This window comes from Streptomyces sp. NPDC048521 (genome assembly GCF_043199855.1).
GTDB lineage: Bacteria > Actinomycetota > Actinomycetes > Streptomycetales > Streptomycetaceae > Streptomyces.
Map to the genome: position 1 here is coordinate 188,330 of NZ_JBICWR010000004.1, position 15,423 is coordinate 203,752.

Annotated in this window: 12 protein-coding genes; 8 read left to right on the forward strand and 4 right to left on the reverse strand. The window is 72.7% G+C overall.

Translation table 11 applies throughout. From position 1 onward, the window contains the following. Nucleotides 1–162 precede the first annotated feature (162 nt). Nucleotides 163–1,281, reverse strand: coding sequence for a phosphoserine transaminase (serC, locus tag ACGFRF_RS11825; RefSeq protein WP_393738703.1), 1,119 nt, complete (start codon nucleotides 1,279–1,281; stop codon nucleotides 163–165). 157 nt (nucleotides 1,282–1,438) lie between these two features. Between serC and ACGFRF_RS11830 the strand changes: the two genes are divergently transcribed. The 4 genes from ACGFRF_RS11830 (at nucleotide 1,439) to ACGFRF_RS11845 (ending at nucleotide 7,513) form a co-directional block, all read left to right on the forward strand. After that, nucleotides 1,439–4,315 carry an FAD-binding and (Fe-S)-binding domain-containing protein gene (locus ACGFRF_RS11830; protein ID WP_393738705.1) on the forward strand — a complete coding sequence of 959 codons (2,877 nt, stop codon included), beginning with the start codon at nucleotides 1,439–1,441 and terminating at the stop codon, nucleotides 4,313–4,315. A gap of 148 nt (nucleotides 4,316–4,463) precedes the next feature. After that, nucleotides 4,464–5,204, forward strand: coding sequence for a metallophosphoesterase family protein (locus tag ACGFRF_RS11835; RefSeq protein WP_393739341.1), 741 nt, complete (start codon nucleotides 4,464–4,466; stop codon nucleotides 5,202–5,204). Nucleotides 5,205–5,247: 43 nt separating this feature from the next. Continuing rightward, the gene (locus tag ACGFRF_RS11840) at nucleotides 5,248–6,369 is read left to right on the forward strand and encodes a lipid II:glycine glycyltransferase FemX (RefSeq protein WP_393738707.1); all 1,122 of its coding nucleotides are present in this window, start codon (nucleotides 5,248–5,250) and stop codon (nucleotides 6,367–6,369) included. Between the two features lie 205 nt (nucleotides 6,370–6,574). Continuing rightward, nucleotides 6,575–7,513, forward strand: coding sequence for a DMT family transporter (locus ACGFRF_RS11845; RefSeq protein WP_393738709.1), 939 nt, complete (start codon nucleotides 6,575–6,577; stop codon nucleotides 7,511–7,513). Between the two features lie 45 nt (nucleotides 7,514–7,558). Here the strand turns inward: ACGFRF_RS11845 and ACGFRF_RS11850 are convergent, their stop codons facing one another. The 3 genes from ACGFRF_RS11850 to ACGFRF_RS11860 form a co-directional block, all read right to left on the reverse strand. Continuing rightward, nucleotides 7,559–8,302, reverse strand: a complete 744-nt coding sequence (locus tag ACGFRF_RS11850; RefSeq protein ID WP_393738711.1) for a class I SAM-dependent DNA methyltransferase — start codon at nucleotides 8,300–8,302, stop codon at nucleotides 7,559–7,561. A gap of 79 nt (nucleotides 8,303–8,381) precedes the next feature. After that, nucleotides 8,382–8,576: a DUF397 domain-containing protein gene (locus ACGFRF_RS11855; protein ID WP_393738713.1), complete on the reverse strand. Its 195-nt coding sequence runs from the start codon at nucleotides 8,574–8,576 to the stop codon at nucleotides 8,382–8,384. Beyond that, nucleotides 8,536–9,345 (reverse strand): helix-turn-helix domain-containing protein, encoded by an 810-nt coding sequence (locus tag ACGFRF_RS11860; RefSeq protein WP_393738715.1) that lies wholly within the window; start codon nucleotides 9,343–9,345, stop codon nucleotides 8,536–8,538. Before ACGFRF_RS11860 ends, ACGFRF_RS11855 begins: the two co-directional genes overlap by 41 nt. Nucleotides 9,346–9,528: 183 nt before the next feature. Between ACGFRF_RS11860 and ACGFRF_RS11865 the strand changes: the two genes are divergently transcribed. The 4 genes from ACGFRF_RS11865 to ACGFRF_RS11880 all read left to right on the forward strand — a co-directional run bounded on the left by ACGFRF_RS11865 (nucleotide 9,529) and on the right by ACGFRF_RS11880 (nucleotide 15,418). Further along, a complete protein-coding gene (locus tag ACGFRF_RS11865) occupies nucleotides 9,529–11,241 on the forward strand; it encodes an NAD-dependent malic enzyme (protein ID WP_393738717.1) in 1,713 nt (570 codons plus the stop codon). A gap of 114 nt (nucleotides 11,242–11,355) precedes the next feature. Beyond that, entirely contained in the window at nucleotides 11,356–12,150 is a 795-nt protein-coding gene (locus ACGFRF_RS11870) for a TIGR03084 family metal-binding protein (RefSeq protein WP_393738719.1), read from the forward strand. Continuing rightward, a complete protein-coding gene (locus ACGFRF_RS11875; RefSeq protein ID WP_393738721.1) occupies nucleotides 12,147–13,823 on the forward strand; it encodes an acyclic terpene utilization AtuA family protein in 1,677 nt (558 codons plus the stop codon). Before ACGFRF_RS11870 ends, ACGFRF_RS11875 begins: the two co-directional genes overlap by 4 nt. Further along, nucleotides 13,820–15,418, forward strand: a complete 1,599-nt coding sequence (locus tag ACGFRF_RS11880; protein ID WP_393738723.1) for an acyl-CoA carboxylase subunit beta — start codon at nucleotides 13,820–13,822, stop codon at nucleotides 15,416–15,418. Before ACGFRF_RS11875 ends, ACGFRF_RS11880 begins: the two co-directional genes overlap by 4 nt. Nucleotides 15,419–15,423: the final 5 nt, after the last annotated feature.

Below are 15,423 nucleotides of genomic sequence, written 5' to 3' on the forward strand. Positions count from 1 at the left end.
CCGGCGGCGGCCTTGACCGCGACGGGCGTCCGGGTCGGCCGATGCGGTCGCCACCGGCAGGACGACGGTGCCGGCCAGGGCGCTCGCCAGGGCCGCGGTGGCGGAACGCGCGAAGGGCGCCCGGCGAGCACCGGGCGCCCTTCGTGGTCGTGGCGGAGACGACTACAGCTTCTCGATCACGTAGTCGATGCACTTCGTCAGCGCCTCGACGTCCGCCGGGTCGATCGCCGGGAACATCGCGATGCGCAGCTGGTTGCGGCCGAGCTTGCGGTACGGCTCGGTGTCCACGATGCCGTTGGCGCGCAGCACCTTGGCGACGGCGGCCGCGTCGATCTCGTCCGAGAAGTCGATCGTGCCGATGACCTGCGAGCGCTTGGCCGGGTCCGAGACGAACGGGGTCGCGTACTTCGACTCCTCCGCCCAGCTGTACAGGCGGGTCGAGGAGTCCTTCGTGCGGGCCGTGGAGAAGGCCAGACCGCCCTGGCCGTTGAGCCACTCGAGCTGCTCGCCCAGCAGGAAGAGGGTGGCGAGGGCCGGGGTGTTGTACGTCTGGTTCTTGCGGGAGTTGTCGATCGCCGTCGGCAGCGAGAAGAACTCCGGGACGTGCCGGCCGGAGGCGTGGATCCGCTCGGCGCGCTCGATCGCGGCCGGGGAGAAGACGCCGATCCACAGGCCGCCGTCGGAGGCGAAGGACTTCTGCGGGGCGAAGTAGTAGACGTCGGTCTCGGCGACGTCGACCGGGAGGCCGCCCGCGCCCGAGGTGGCGTCCACCAGGACGAGCGCGCCCTCGTCGGCGCCGGCCACGCGCCGGATCGGCATGGCGACACCGGTGGAGGTCTCGTTGTGGGTGAAGGCGTAGACGTCGACACCCGCCTCGGCCTGTGCCTCCGGGTGGGTGCCGGGGTCGGCGGCGATGACGGTGGGCTCGGCCAGCCACGGGGCGAGCTTGGCCGCCTTGGCGAACTTGGAGGAGAACTCGCCGAAGCTGAGGTGCTGGGACTTGTTCTCGATCAGACCGTGGGTGGCGATGTCCCAGAAGGCGGTGGAGCCGCCGTTGCCGAGGATCACCTCGTAGCCCTCGGGCAGGGAGAACAGCTCGGAGATGCCCTCGCGGACCCTGCCGACCAGGTTCTTCACGGGCGCCTGGCGGTGGGAGGTACCCAGGAGGGACGTACCGGTGGCGGCGAGGGCGTCCAGCGCCTCGGTGCGCACCTTGGAGGGGCCCGCGCCGAAGCGTCCGTCGGCGGGCTTGATGTCAGCGGGGATCTGGATGTCGGCCACGGAATGGAGGTTAGCCGGTGGGGTGAACCGGGGTGGACCCGTGTCCGTCCGATGAGACGAGATCGCCGAGCCGTGGACTTGTGAGGTCGTACGACGATATGTGCGGAGCTGTGGAAAAGTCGCTGTGACTGTCCGTGACCGGATGCATCCTGGACGCATGACAGATCTTGCGGGCGAACTGCGCAGGGCCGTCCGGGGTGACGTCGGCTTCGACGTCACCGCCCGGGCGCTGGTCACCATGGACGCGTCCAACTACCGGCGTGTCCCCCTGGGCGTGGTGGCCCCCCGGGACGCCGACGACGTGGCGGCCGCACTCGAGGTGTGCCGGGCGCGCGGGGTGCCGGTGGTGGCGCGCGGCGGGGGCACGTCGATCGCCGGGCAGGCGACCGGCACGGGCGTCGTGCTGGACTTCACCCGGCACATGACCGGCCTGCTGGAGCTGGACCCGGGCACGCGCACGGCCGTCGTGCAGCCCGGACTCGTCCTCGACCGGCTCCAGGAGGCCGCCGCACCGCACGGGCTGCGGTTCGGCCCGGACCCGTCGACGCACAGCCGGTGCACGCTCGGCGGAATGATCGGCAACAACGCGTGCGGCTCCCACTCGGTCGCCTGGGGGACGACCGCGGACAGCGTGCGCGAGCTGTCCGTCGTCACCGCGCGCGGGCAGCGGCTGCGGCTCGGGCAGGGCTGGGCCGGTGCCCCGGACGGCCTGCGCGCACTGGCGGAGGGCGAGCTGGCCCGCCTGCGCACAGGGTTCCCGGACCTGCCCCGCCGCATCTCCGGGTACGCCCTGGACGCCCTGCTCCCCGAGAAGGGCGCGGACGTCGCCCGCTCCTTCTGCGGCTCGGAGGGCACCCTCGGCATCCTGACCGAGGCGGTCGTACGGCTGGTGGAGGCCCCCCGCGCGCGTGCCCTCGCGGTGCTGGCGTACGCCGACGAGAGCGCGGCCGCCGAAGCGGCCGCGGGGCTTCTGGCGCACGGGCCGCTGACGGTGGAGGGCATGGCGGCCGACCTGGTGCGCTCGCCGGCCGGGCTGCCGAGGGGCGGTGCCTGGCTGTTCGTGGAGACCGGCGGGGAGTCGGCCCCGCAGGCACGCGCGCGTGCGGAGCGGATCGTGCGCGCGGCCGATGTCGTCGACTCCCTGGTGGTGACGGACGCGGCCGCCCAGCGGGCGCTGTGGCGCATCCGGGAGGACGCGAGCGGCACGGCGACCCGCATGCCCGACGGCACGGAGGCCTGGCCCGGCTGGGAGGACTGCGCGGTACCGCCCGCCCGGCTCGGTGCCTACCTGCGCGACTTCCGCGCGCTGCTGTCGGCCCACGGCCTGCGGGGCACTCCGTACGGCCACTTCGGCGACGGCTGCATCCACGTCCGCATCGACTTCGACCTGCTCACCGAGGCCGGTGTCGGCCGCTTCCGCCGCTTCTCCGAGGACCTCGCCGACCTGGTGGTGGCGCACGGCGGTTCGCTGTCCGGGGAGCACGGTGACGGGCAGGCCCGCGCGGAGCTGCTGCCCCGCATGTACGGCGCGGAGACGGTGGCCCTCTTCGAGCGCGCCAAGGCGGTCTGGGACCCCGACGACCTGCTCAACCCCGGCATGCTGGTCCGCCCGGCGCCGCTCGACGCCGACCTCCGCTTCTCCGTCCTGCCCCGCCGCCCGGTCGACGTGGCGTTCGGCTACCCGGCCGACGGCGGCGACTTCCGCGCGGCCGTCCGCCGCTGCGTCGGCGTCGCCAAGTGCCGTACGACCACGGCGCCCGGCCCCGCCGTGATGTGCCCCTCCTTCCGGGCGACCGGCGAGGAGGAGCACTCCACCCGCGGCCGGGCCCGGCTGCTGCACGAGATGCTCGCGGGCGACCTGGTCACCGACGGCTGGCGGTCCACGGAGGTCCGCGACGCCCTCGACCTCTGCCTGTCCTGCAAGGGCTGCCGCTCGGACTGCCCGGTCGGCGTCGACATGGCCACCTACAAGGCGGAGTTCCTGCACCACCACTACGCCGGCCGCCGCCGTCCCGCCGCCCACCACAGCATGGGCGGACTGCCGGAGTGGCTGCGCTGGGTGGCCCGCACGCGTACGGCTCCGCTGCTCAACGCCCTCGCCCGGGTGCGGCCGTTGGCGCACGCCGCGAAACACCTGGGCGGAATCGCCCCGGAGCGGCCGCTGCCCCGACTGGCGACCCAGACCTTCACCGGCTGGTGGCGCGGCAGGAAGCCCGTCGACGGCCCCGGGGACCTGGTCGTGCTGTGGCCGGACACCTTTACCGAGCATCTGTCCCCGTCCGTCGGCCGGGCCGCCGTCCGCGTGCTGGAGGCCGCCGGGCTGCGGGTGGCGCTTCCGCCGACGCTGGTCGCGCGCGGGGGAGCGATCGGGGACGGCAGGTCGAGGGCGGCCACCGCGCTGCTGACCGCCCGCCGGGCCCGGGTCTGCTGCGGACTGACCTACGTCTCCACCGGCCGGCTCGACCGCGCCCGTGCGGTCCTGCGCCGCACCCTGGACCTGATGGAGCCGGTGCTGCGCGCCGGGGTCCCGGTCGTCGTCCTGGAGCCGAGCTGTGCCGCGGCCCTGCGCACCGACCTGCCCGAGCTGCTGCACGACGACCCCCGCGCGGCCCGGCTGGCCTCGGCGGTCCTCACCTTCGCCGAAGTCCTGGAGCGGCACGCCCCCGACTGGGTCCCGCCCGCCGTCGACCGCCCGGTCGCCGGCCAGACCCATTGCCACCAGCACGCGGTGCTCGGCGACGCCCCCGACCGGCGACTGCGTGAGTCCGCGGGCCTCACCGGCGACCTGAGCGGAGGCTGCTGCGGACTGGCGGGCAACTTCGGTTTCGAGAAGGGCCACTTCGAGGTGTCACGGGCCTGCGCGGAGGAACACCTCCTGCCGTCGGTCCGGGAAGCACCGGAGGGGGCGGTGGTCCTCGCGGACGGCTTCTCCTGCCGGACACAGCTGGAGCAGTTGGCGGGGGTACGGGGACACCATCTGGCGGAGGTGCTGGCGCAGGCGCTGGACGCGGAAGCACAGCGAGCGGGGGAGTGACGTGACCGAGGAGGCCGAGGCGACGGAGAAGACCGAGGGGCGCGAGCAGCCGCAGGAGCCCTGGAAGCCCCGGGAGCCCGGACAGACCCGGGAGCCCGAGTGGGTCCGGGAGGCCGAGTGGGCTCAGGGGGCCGAGGGATACGCCCGAGTGGCCGTCCTGTCCGACATCCACGGCGTGCTGCCCGCTTTGGAAGCCGTGCTGGCGGAGCCCGAGGTGGTCGCGGCCGACCGGATCGTCCTCACCGGGGACATCACGGCGGGCCCGCAACCGGCCGAGGTGCTCGAGCTGTTGCGGGCGCAGGGCGATCGGGTGCTGTGGGTCGGCGGGAACGCGGACCGGGAGCTGGTGGAGTACCGGCGGGGCGAGCGGATGGAGATCCCCGACCCCATCGGCCCCTTCGCGGCCCGGTCACTCACCGAGGAGCAGGTGGACTTCCTCGCCGCGCTGCCCAAGACGCTCACCCTGCGCGTGCGCGGCCTCGGCACGGTCCTGTTCTGCCACGCCACCCCGCGCGACGACGAGGAGCTGGTGCTGGTCGACTCCCGCCCCGACCGCTGGGCCGAGGTCTTCACCGGCCTGGCCCCCGGCGTCGGCACGGTGGTCTGCGGCCACACCCACATGCCCTACGTCCGGCTGGCCCACGGCCGCCTGGTGGTCAACCCCGGCAGCGTCGGCATGCCCTACGGCCGGCCGGGCGCCCACTGGTGCCTCCTCGGGCCCGGCGCCGATCTGCGCGTGACGTCCTACGACCGAGCGGCGGCGGTCGCCCGGCTGGTCAGGGAGAGCGGTTACCCGGACATCGCCGAGTGGGCCGACTACTTCCTGCACGCGCGGGCGACCGACACGGAGGTGCTGGCGGCGTGGGGGCCGAAGGACGGGCGGGGGTGATTCGTAGGGTGAGATGACCCACGATCACCAAGGAGACCCGCGTATGAGCCTCACCCTCCGGCCGATCAGCCGTGCCGAGCATCTCGCCTTCGTGGACAGCCGTCCCTCGGCCAGCCATCTGCAAGTGCCGTCGTGGGGGGATGTGAAGCCCGACTGGCAGGCGGAGAGCCTGGGGTGGTTCGAGGCGGACGGGCGGCTCGTCGGGGTGGGGCTGGTGCTGCTGCGGCCGGTGCCGAAGCTGAAGCGGTACCTGGCCTATCTGCCCGAGGGCCCGGTCATCGACTGGGACGCCCCCGGCCTGGAGCGCTGGCTCGAGCCGATGCTGGCCCATCTCAAGAGCCGGGGCGCCTTCTCGGTGAAGATGGGGCCGCCGGTGGTGGCGCGGCGGTGGAGCCCCGAGACGGTCAAGGCCGCGATCGCCGATCCGGACGCGCACCGGTTGGGGGACGTGCCGCCGACGTCGTACGAGCAGGGGGCCCTCGACCTGGCCGACCGGCTGCGCCGGATGGGCTGGCGGCAGAGCGACTCCGGCGGGGAGGACGGCTTCGCCGCCGGACAGCCCCGGTACGTGTGCCAGGTGCCGCTCGCCGGACGGTCGTCGGAGGACCTGCGGCGCGGGCTCAACCAGCAGTGGCGGCGCAACATCAAGAAGGCCGAGAAGGCGGGCGTGAAGATCGTCCGCGGCGGTCACGAGGATCTGCCGGTCTTCTACGACCTCTACACCGAGACCGCCGAGCGGGACCGGTTCATCCCGCGTCCGCTGCCGTACTTCCAGCGGATGTGGACCGCGCTCACCGCCGAACACCCCGACCGGATGCGGCTGTACCTCGCCCACCACGACGGGGAGGTGCTCGCCGCGGCCACGATGCTGATCGTCGGCGGGCACGTCTGGTACTCCTACGGGGCCTCCACCGACCGCAAGCGCGAGGTGCAGCCCAACAACGCGATGCAGTGGCGCATGATGTGCGACGCCCATGAGCTGGGCGCCCACGTCTACGACTTCCGGGGCATCACCGACACCCTGGAGGAGTCGAACCACCTGCTCGGCCTGCTCCGCTTCAAGGTGGGCGCGGGCGGTGAGGCCGTGGAGTACGTGGGGGAGTGGGACTTCCCGCTGAACCGGTTGCTGCACAAGGCACTCGACCTCTACATGGCCCGCCGCTAAGGCCGTACCGGCCCGAGCGGCGCGGGCAGGTCCACGTCTCCGAGTTCCTCCTGCGCTTCTACGACCCGGACGAGGGCGCGGGGCGTCTCACCATCCAGGACAGCTACATAATGGGTTCACACTCCTGACGGGGTCTACTACCCTGGACTCGGAAGTACATCTAGATGAACATGACCTGATCCCGAGCCAGCCCCAGGACCGCCTCGTGAGCACCCCCAGCCCCGCCGCACCCTCGACGCAGCACGCACCCGCATCCCCGGAGGGTGCCCCGCGCGGCCTCGGCTCGCTCGGCCCCGTCGGGCTGGTGCTGGCCGGTGGTGTGTCGGTGCAGTTCGGTGGGGCCCTCGCGGTGACGCTGATGCCCCGGGCCGGCGCGCTCGGGGTGGTGGCCCTGCGGCTGCTCGCGGCGGCCGTGGTCCTCCTGCTGGTGTGCCGTCCCAAGCTGCGTGGGCACTCCCGCACCGACTGGGGCACGGTGATCGTGTTCGGCATCGCCATGGGCGCGATGAACGGCCTCTTCTACGAGGCGGTCGCCCGTATCCCGCTGGGCCTCGCGGTCACCCTCGAGGTCCTCGGCCCGCTGGCTCTGTCCGTCCTGGCCTCGCGCCGTGCCATCAACGCGCTCTGGGCCGGCCTCGCGCTCGCGGGCGTCTTCCTGCTCGGCGGCGGAGGCTTCAGCGACCTCGATCCCGTCGGTGTCGCCTGTGCCCTGGGGGCCGGCGCCATGTGGGCGGCCTATATCGTCTTCAGCGCCCGTACGGGCCGCCGCTTCCCGCAGGCGGACGGCCTGGCGTTGGCCATGGCGATCGCGGCCCTGCTCTTCCTCCCCATCGGCATCGCCGCGGCGGGCACCCGCTTGCTGAACCCCACCACCGTCGCCCTCGGCTCGGCGGTGGCCCTGCTCTCCTCGGTCCTGCCCTACACCCTCGAGCTCCTGGCACTGCGCCGGCTGCCCGCCTCCACCTTCGCCGTCCTGATGAGCCTGGAGCCGGCTCTCGCGGCGACGGCCGGTTTCCTGATCCTCGGCCAGGCCCTGTCCATGACGGAGGCCGCCGCGATCGCTCTGGTCATCATGGCGAGCATCGGCGCGGTGCGGACGCAGGTGGGGCGGGGGAAGGTGCCGGCCCAGGCCCCGGAGGCCTGACGCACGCGCGACGGGGCGGGACCAGCCGACGGGCCGCGGCCGAGATCAATCCCCCGGCTTCTCCCACACCGACACGTGCTGCCGGCTCTCGCTCGTGAAGGGTTCCCGGCTCCAGCCGCCCCACCGCTCGCGCAGCCGTAGCCCCGCGAGCCGGGCCATCAGATCGAGTTCCGCCGGCCACACGTACCGGAACGGGACCGCCAGGTGCGTACCCCGGCCGTCCACGACCTTCACGTGGTGCGAGGTGACCGACTGCGTCGCCACGTCGTACAGGTCGAAACCGAGCCGCCCGCCGTCCACGCGGAACGGCACCGCGTCCTGGCCGGGCGGCAGCCGGCGCAGATCGGGCACGCCGACCTCGACGACGAAGCAGCCGCCGGGCGCCAGATGCCCCGCGGCATTGCGGAAGCAGTCCACCTGGGCGTCCTGCGAGGTCAGGTTCATGACCGTGTTGTAGACCAGGTAGGCGACGGAGAAGACGCCGTCCACCTTCGTGGTCGCGAAGTCCCCGATCGCCACCCCGATCGCGTCACCGCCCGGCTTGGCCCGCAGCCGCTCCACCATCGCCCGGGACAGGTCGATCCCGTGCACCTCGACCCCGCGCCCCGCCAACGGCAACGCGATGCGCCCGGTACCGACGCCCAGCTCCAGCGCCCGCCCACCCTCACCCGCCAGCTCCGCCAGAAACCCGACGGCGGGCTCCACGATCCGCGGATCGAACATCTCCCCGGACGACTCGTCGTACCGCGCCGCCACAGCTTCCCCGAAGTAACCGTCCTCATCGAGCATCGACCGACGGTACTGCGGCCGTGCCCGCGGCGCCGCCCGATTTTCCGCCGGGCCACGAGTCCGCCCGGCACGCTGACGGTCAGCGCTTGACCGACTCCACGAAGGCCGACCAGGCGGCGGTGGGGAAGCGGAGGACCGGGCCGTGCTGGTTCTTGGAGTCGCGGACCGCCATGCCGGGGGTGAGGGATGCGACCTCTACGCACTCGCCGCCGCTGCTGCCGCTGTACGACGACTTATGCCACCGCGCACGCGTCAGGTCCGGCTTGCTCCCCATAGCGTTCCTCCATCACGCGGGCGATCAGGGCCGCCGATTCCCTCGGGGAGAGGGCTTCGGCCTGCAGGCGAGCGTAACCGACGGAACGCTCCTTGATGACCTGCGGATTGGCCGTCATGTGACCCGAGTCGTAGCTCTCGCTGTAGTAGACGTCGGGGTGATCTGCGAAGCGCAGGAGCGTGAAAGAGCCCATCAGGCCCGTGTGCTGGCCGACCGAGAACGGTAACACCTGCAGCTCCATCCACGGTTTCCCGAACAGCCCCAGCAAGTGGCCGAGTTGCTCCCGCATGACCTCCCGTCCGCCGACCTCCCGATGCAGCACGGCCTCGTCCAGCACCGCCCACAGCACAGGCGGCTGTTCTCGCTCGAGGATGCGCTGGCGTTCCAGCCGTGCTGCCACCATCTCGTCCAGTCGCTCCCCCTGCTCGATGCCGAGAACGGCCCGCGCGTAGGACTCCGTCTGGAGAAGGCCGTACACCAGCTGGCACTGGTACGTGGAGATGTACGTCGCCTGGGTCTCCATCTCGGCGACCGGCTGGAACCAACCGGGCAACTGGCTCCGCAGAACCATCCCCACCAGCCGCGAGAACAACCCGTCCGTCCCCAGCGCCGCGTCCAACCGCTCGGAGAAATCCCGCTGCGGCACCCTCGCCGCCGTCTCGATCTGCCCGATCAGCGACCCCGTGCAGAACACGATCGACCCCAGCTGCGCCAAGGTAAGGCCGGCTGCTTCCCTGGCCCTGCGCAGTTCGTAGCCGTAGTAGTCCAAGGGCGACGCACTCGGGTCCAGTTCACGACTCCGCACATCAACCACCTCCCAATCACCGACAGTAGCGAAAAGAGTGCGCACTGGAGTCGCTTTCAGGAACCCCGCCCTGCACATCCCGCGCCCCTCCGTCACACTCCTGAAAGGGGGCCCGAACGGGGCGAAGCCGGACGGAAGGCGGATCCGATGACCGACGCTCGTGACACCACCCCCCGCCCCCTGAGAATCGGCGTCCGCGGTCGGGCCGTGCTCGCCGACCCCCGGCTCAATCGCGGTACGGCGTTCACCGGGGAGCAGCGCCGGGCCCTGGAGCTGGTCGGACTGATCCCGCCCCGTGTGCTCACCCAGGACGAACAGGCGGAGCGTGCCTACGGGCAGTTCCGGGAGCAGAGCGGCGACCTGGCCAAGAGCGTCTATCTGACCGCCTTGCACGATCGCAACGAGGTGCTGTTCTACCGGCTTGTCGGCGACCACCTCGAAGAGATGCTGCCCATCGTCTACACCCCCACCGTGGGCACGGCGATCCGCCGCTACAGCTTCGAGTTCCGCCGTCCGCGCGGCGTCTACCTCTCCGTCGACGCTGCCGAGGACATCGAGCGCTCCCTGCGGGCGAGCGGGCCGGCCGGCGATGACGTCGACCTGATCGTGGCCACCGACGGGGAGGGCATCCTCGGCATCGGCGACTGGGGTGTCGGCGGCATCGACATCGCCGTCGGGAAGCTGGCCGTCTACACGGCCGCCTCCGGCATCGACCCGCGCCGCACCCTGCCGGTCATGCTCGACGTCGGCACCAACCGTCAGGAACTCCTCGACAACCCCCTCTACCTCGGCAACCGGCACCCCCGCGTCGACCGCGACACCTACGACGCCTTCATCGACGCCTACGTCACCACCGCGACGAAACTGTTCCCGAACGCCCTGCTGCACTGGGAGGACTTCGGCACCGCCAACGCCCGCCGTATCCTCGACCGTTACCGCGACCAGGTCTGCACCTTCAACGACGACATCCAGGGCACCGGCGCCGTCAACCTCGCGGCCGTCCTCTCCGGTGTGCGTGCCGCCGGGGTGCCCCTGCCCGAGCACCGGATCGTGGTCTTCGGCGCGGGTACGGCCGGTATCGGTGTCGCCGACCAGCTCCGGGACGCCCTCGTCGCCGAGGGGTTGTCCGCCGAGAAGGCCATCGGCCGCCTCTGGTGCGTCGACCGCTACGGCCTGCTCACCGGCGACCAGGGCGACAAGCTGCGCGACTTCCAGGTGCCCTACGCCCGCCCGGTGGACGAGGTCGCCGACTGGCGGCGCGACGAGAACCTGCCCGGCATCCCCCTCGACGAGGTGGTCCGGCGGGTCCGTCCCACCGTCCTCATCGGCACCTCGGGCCAGGGCGGCGCCTTCGCGGAGGGAATCGTCCGCGAGATGGCGCGGCACACCGAGCGCCCGATCATCCTGCCCATGTCCAACCCGACCGAACTCGCCGAGGCCACCCCGGCCGATCTGCTCGACTGGACCGACGGCAAGGCCCTGGTCGCCACCGGCAGCCCGTTCGACCCGGTGGAGCGGGGCGGTACGACGTACGAGATCGGCCAGGCGAACAACGCCCTGGTCTTCCCCGGCCTCGGTCTCGGTGCGATCGTCGCCCGCGCCTCCCGGGTCACCGACCGCATGCTCCGGGCGGCGGCGGACGCGGTGGCCCGGCGTACCGACGACACGGACGTCGCCCGGCTCAACGCGCCGGTCCTGCCGCCCGTCCGCGATCTGCGCGGCACCTCGGAGGCGGTCGCCTTGGCCGTGGCCCGGACGGCGGTGGAGGAGGGGGTGGCGCGGGCCGGCCTGGACGACGTCGAGGCGGCGGTGCGCGCGGCGCGGTGGGAGCCGGTGTATCCGCCGGTGGAAGCGGTGTGACGGCCCGCAGGGCGGAGGGCGTCACCGGTCGGCGCCGGCCGGGTTCGGGCACGTGCCCCCGAAATTAATGCAAGCACGCTTGATTGTTTCTTGCTCCGCTGCCATGCTCCCCCCATGTCCGACCCGACGCCCGTCTTCGACGACCTGCGTGAGGAAAGCGAACAACTCGGCCTGCTGGTAGCCGAGTTGAGCGAGGAGCAGTGGACGCTCGCGACGCCCGCGCCACGCTGGACCATCGCCCACCAGATCGCCCATCTGCACTGGACCGACAAGGCCGCACTGCTGGCCGTCACGGACGAGGCCGGTTTCCAGGAGGCCGTCGAGAAGGCGCTCGCCGCGCCCGGCACCTTCGTGGACGACGGCGCCGAGGAAGGCGCCCGGCTCCGGCCCGCCGAACTGCTGGCCCGGTGGCGGGAGGGCCGGACCGCGCTCGACAGGGCGCTGCGGGCGGCACCGAGCGGCACCCGGTTCCCCTGGTTCGGGCCACCCATGTCGGCCGCCTCTATGGCCACGGGCCGGCTCATGGAGACCTGGGCCCACGGCCAGGATGTAGCGGACGCCCTGGGTGTGGTGCGCCCATCCACCGACCGGCTCCGTCATGTGGTCCGCATCGGTGTGCGGGCGCGGGACTTCGCCTTCGGGGTGCGCGGTCTGCCCGTGCCGGCCGAGGAGTTCCGCGTCGAAGTCACCGCACCGTCCGGCGCGTTGTGGGCCTACGGCCCGGCCGACGCCCCCCAGCGCGTCACCGGCCCCGCCCTCGACTTCTGCCTGCTGGTCACCCAGCGCGCCCACCGAGCCGACCTCGCCGTACGCGCCGAGGGCCCCGACGCCGACCGCTGGCTCGACATCGCCCAGGCCTTCGCGGGCCCACCCGGCACCGGCCGCCCGCCGAAGGAGGGCACCCGGTGAACCCGTTGCGCATCGGCAACTTCTCCGGCTTCTACGGCGACCGCTTCGACGCCCTGCGCGAGATGCTCACCGGCGGTGAGGTCGACGTCCTCACCGGCGACTACCTCGCCGAACTCACCATGCTGATCCTCGCCCGCGACCGGCTGAAGGATCCCTCGGCCGGATACGCCCGCACCTTCCTGCGCCAGCTGGAGGACTGCCTCGGCCTCGCCCACGAGCGCGGGGTGCGGATCGTCACCAACGCGGGCGGCCTGAACCCGGCCGGACTCGCCGGCGCCGTCAGGGAGTCGGCCGAGCGGCTCGGCATCCCCGTACGCGTCGCGCACGTCGAGGGAGACGACCTGACCGCCGGGCACCCCGGGACCCTCGCCGCCCACGCCTACCTCGGCGGCTTCGGCATCGCCGCGTGCCTGCGGGCGGGCGCGGACGTGGTCGTCACCGGGCGCGTGACGGACGCGTCCCTGGTCACCGGACCCGCCGCCGCCCACTTCGGCTGGCAGCCGGGGGAGTACGACCGGCTCGCCGGTGCCGTCGTCGCCGGGCACGTGCTGGAGTGCGGGCCGCAGGCGACCGGCGGGAACTACTCCTTCTTCCGCGAGGGCGACGTACGCCGCCCCGGCTTCCCGCTCGCCGAGATCCACGCCGACGGCAGCAGCGTGATCACCAAGCACCCCGGCACCGGCGGCTTCGTGGACGTCGGCACGGTCACCGCCCAGCTGCTCTACGAGACCGGCGGCGCCCGGTACGCCGGTCCTGATGTCACCGCCCGGCTGGACACCGTACGGCTGGGCCAGGACGGGCCGGACCGGGTGCGGATCGAGGGCGTGCGCGGGGAGGCTCCGCCGCCGACGCTCAAGGTCGGGCTCAACCGGCTCGGCGGCTTCCGCAACGAGGTGGTCTTCGTCCTCACCGGACTCGACATCGAGGCCAAGGCGGACCTGGTCCGCGCTCAGCTGGCCGACGCGCTCGCCAAGTCGCCGCCCACCGAGGTGCGGTGGGACCTGGTGCGCACCGACCGCGCCGACGCCGACACCGAGGAGACCGCGAGCGCCCTGCTGCGGCTCGTCGTACGGGACCCGGACGAGCGGGTCGTCGGGCGGGCGCTGAGCGGGGCCGCCGTGGAGCTGGCGCTGGCCGGCTACCCCGGCTTCCATGTGCTGTCCCCACCCGGGAAAGGCGCCCCTTATGGGGTCTTCGAGGATGTGTACGTGCCCCATGGAGGCGTCGACCATAGGGCCGTCCTCCATGACGGACGCCGTGTCCCCGTACCGCCGCCCCAGCAGACGCGCACCCTGGACGACGTACCGCAGCCGCCCCTGCCCGACCCCCTCCCGCCCGGACCGACCCGGCGCGCCCCCCTCGGGCTGGTCGCCGGTGCCCGCAGCGGGGACAAGGGCGGGAACGCCAACGTAGGGGTGTGGGCGCGGTCGGACGACGCGTGGCGGTGGCTCGCCCACGAGCTGACCGCCGAGCGGTTCCGGCAGCTGATCCCCGAGAGCCGGGACCTGCCCGTCACCCGGCACCCGCTGCCGAACCTGCGCGCCCTCAACTTCGTCGTGGAGGGGATCGTCGGCGCGGGCGTCGCCGCCCGGCACCGCTTCGACCCGCAGGCCAAGGCCCTCGGCGAATGGCTGCGCTCCCGCCACCTGGACATCCCGGAGGCCCTGTTGTGACCGTTCTCGAGACGGCCCTGGACACCCACCGCCCCGACTACCGGGCCAACCGCGAGAGCATGCTCGCCAAGCTCGCCGAGCTGGAGGCCGAGCACGCCAAGGCGCTCGCGGGCGGCGGCGAGAAGTACGTCGCCCGGCACCGCGAACGCGGCAAGCTGCTCGCCCGCGAGCGCATCGAGCTGCTCCTCGACCCGGACACCCCGTTCCTGGAACTGTCCCCGCTCGCCGCCTGGGGCAGCGACTACACCGTGGGCGCCTCCCTGGTCACCGGCATCGGCGTGGTCGAGGGCGTGGAGTGCCTGATCACCGCCAACGACCCGACCGTGCGCGGCGGCGCCAGCAACCCGTGGAGCCTGAAGAAGGCCCTGCGCGCCAACGACATCGCCCTCGCCAACCGGCTGCCCTGCATCAGCCTGGTGGAGTCCGGCGGCGCCGACCTGCCCTCCCAGAAGGAGATCTTCATCCCGGGCGGCGCCATCTTCCGCGACCTCACCCGGCTGTCCGCCGCCGGCATCCCGACCGTCGCCGTCGTCTTCGGCAACTCCACCGCCGGCGGCGCGTACATCCCCGGCATGTCCGACCACGTGATCATGGTCAAGGAGCGCGCGAAGGTGTTCCTCGGCGGGCCCCCGCTGGTGAAGATGGCCACCGGCGAGGAGAGCGACGACGAGTCCCTGGGCGGCGCGGAGATGCACGCGCGCGTGTCGGGCCTCGCCGACTACTTCGCCGTGGACGAGCGGGACGCGCTGCGGCAGGCGCGCCGCGTGGTCGCGCGCCTCAACCACCGCAAGGCGTATCCGGACCCCGGGCCCGCGGCACCGCCCGAGCACGACCCGGAGGAACTCCTCGGCATCGTCCCCGGCGATCTGAAGATCCCCTTCGACCCGCGCGAGGTCATCGCCCGGATCGTCGACGCCTCCGACTTCGACGAGTTCAAGCCGCTGTACGGAACGAGCCTGGCCACCGGCTGGGCGAGCCTGCACGGCTACCCCGTCGGCATCCTGGCCAACGCCCAGGGGGTCCTCTTCAGCGAGGAGTCCCAGAAGGCCGCCCAGTTCATCCAGCTCGCCAACCAGCGCGACATCCCGCTGCTCTTCCTGCACAACACCACCGGCTACATGGTCGGCAAGGAGTACGAGCAGGGCGGGATCATCAAGCACGGCGCGATGATGATCAACGCGGTCAGCAACAGCCGCGTGCCCCATCTGTCCGTGCTCATGGGAGCGTCGTACGGCGCCGGGCACTACGGCATGTGCGGCCGCGCGTACGACCCCCGCTTCCTGTTCGCCTGGCCCAGCGCCAAGTCCGCCGTCATGGGCCCGCAGCAGCTCGCGGGCGTGCTGTCCATCGTCGCCCGGCAGTCGGCGGCGGCGAAGGGGAAGCCGTACGACGACGACGCGGACGCGGCCCTGCGCGCCATGGTGGAGCAGCAGATCGAGTCCGAGTCGCTGCCGATGTTCCTGTCCGGGCGGCTGTACGACGACGGCGTCATCGACCCGCGCGACACCCGCACCGTCCTCGGCCTGTGCCTGTCCGCCCTGCACACCGCGCCCTACGAGGGCGCGCGCGGCGGCTTCGGCGTCTTCCGGATGTGAGGGAC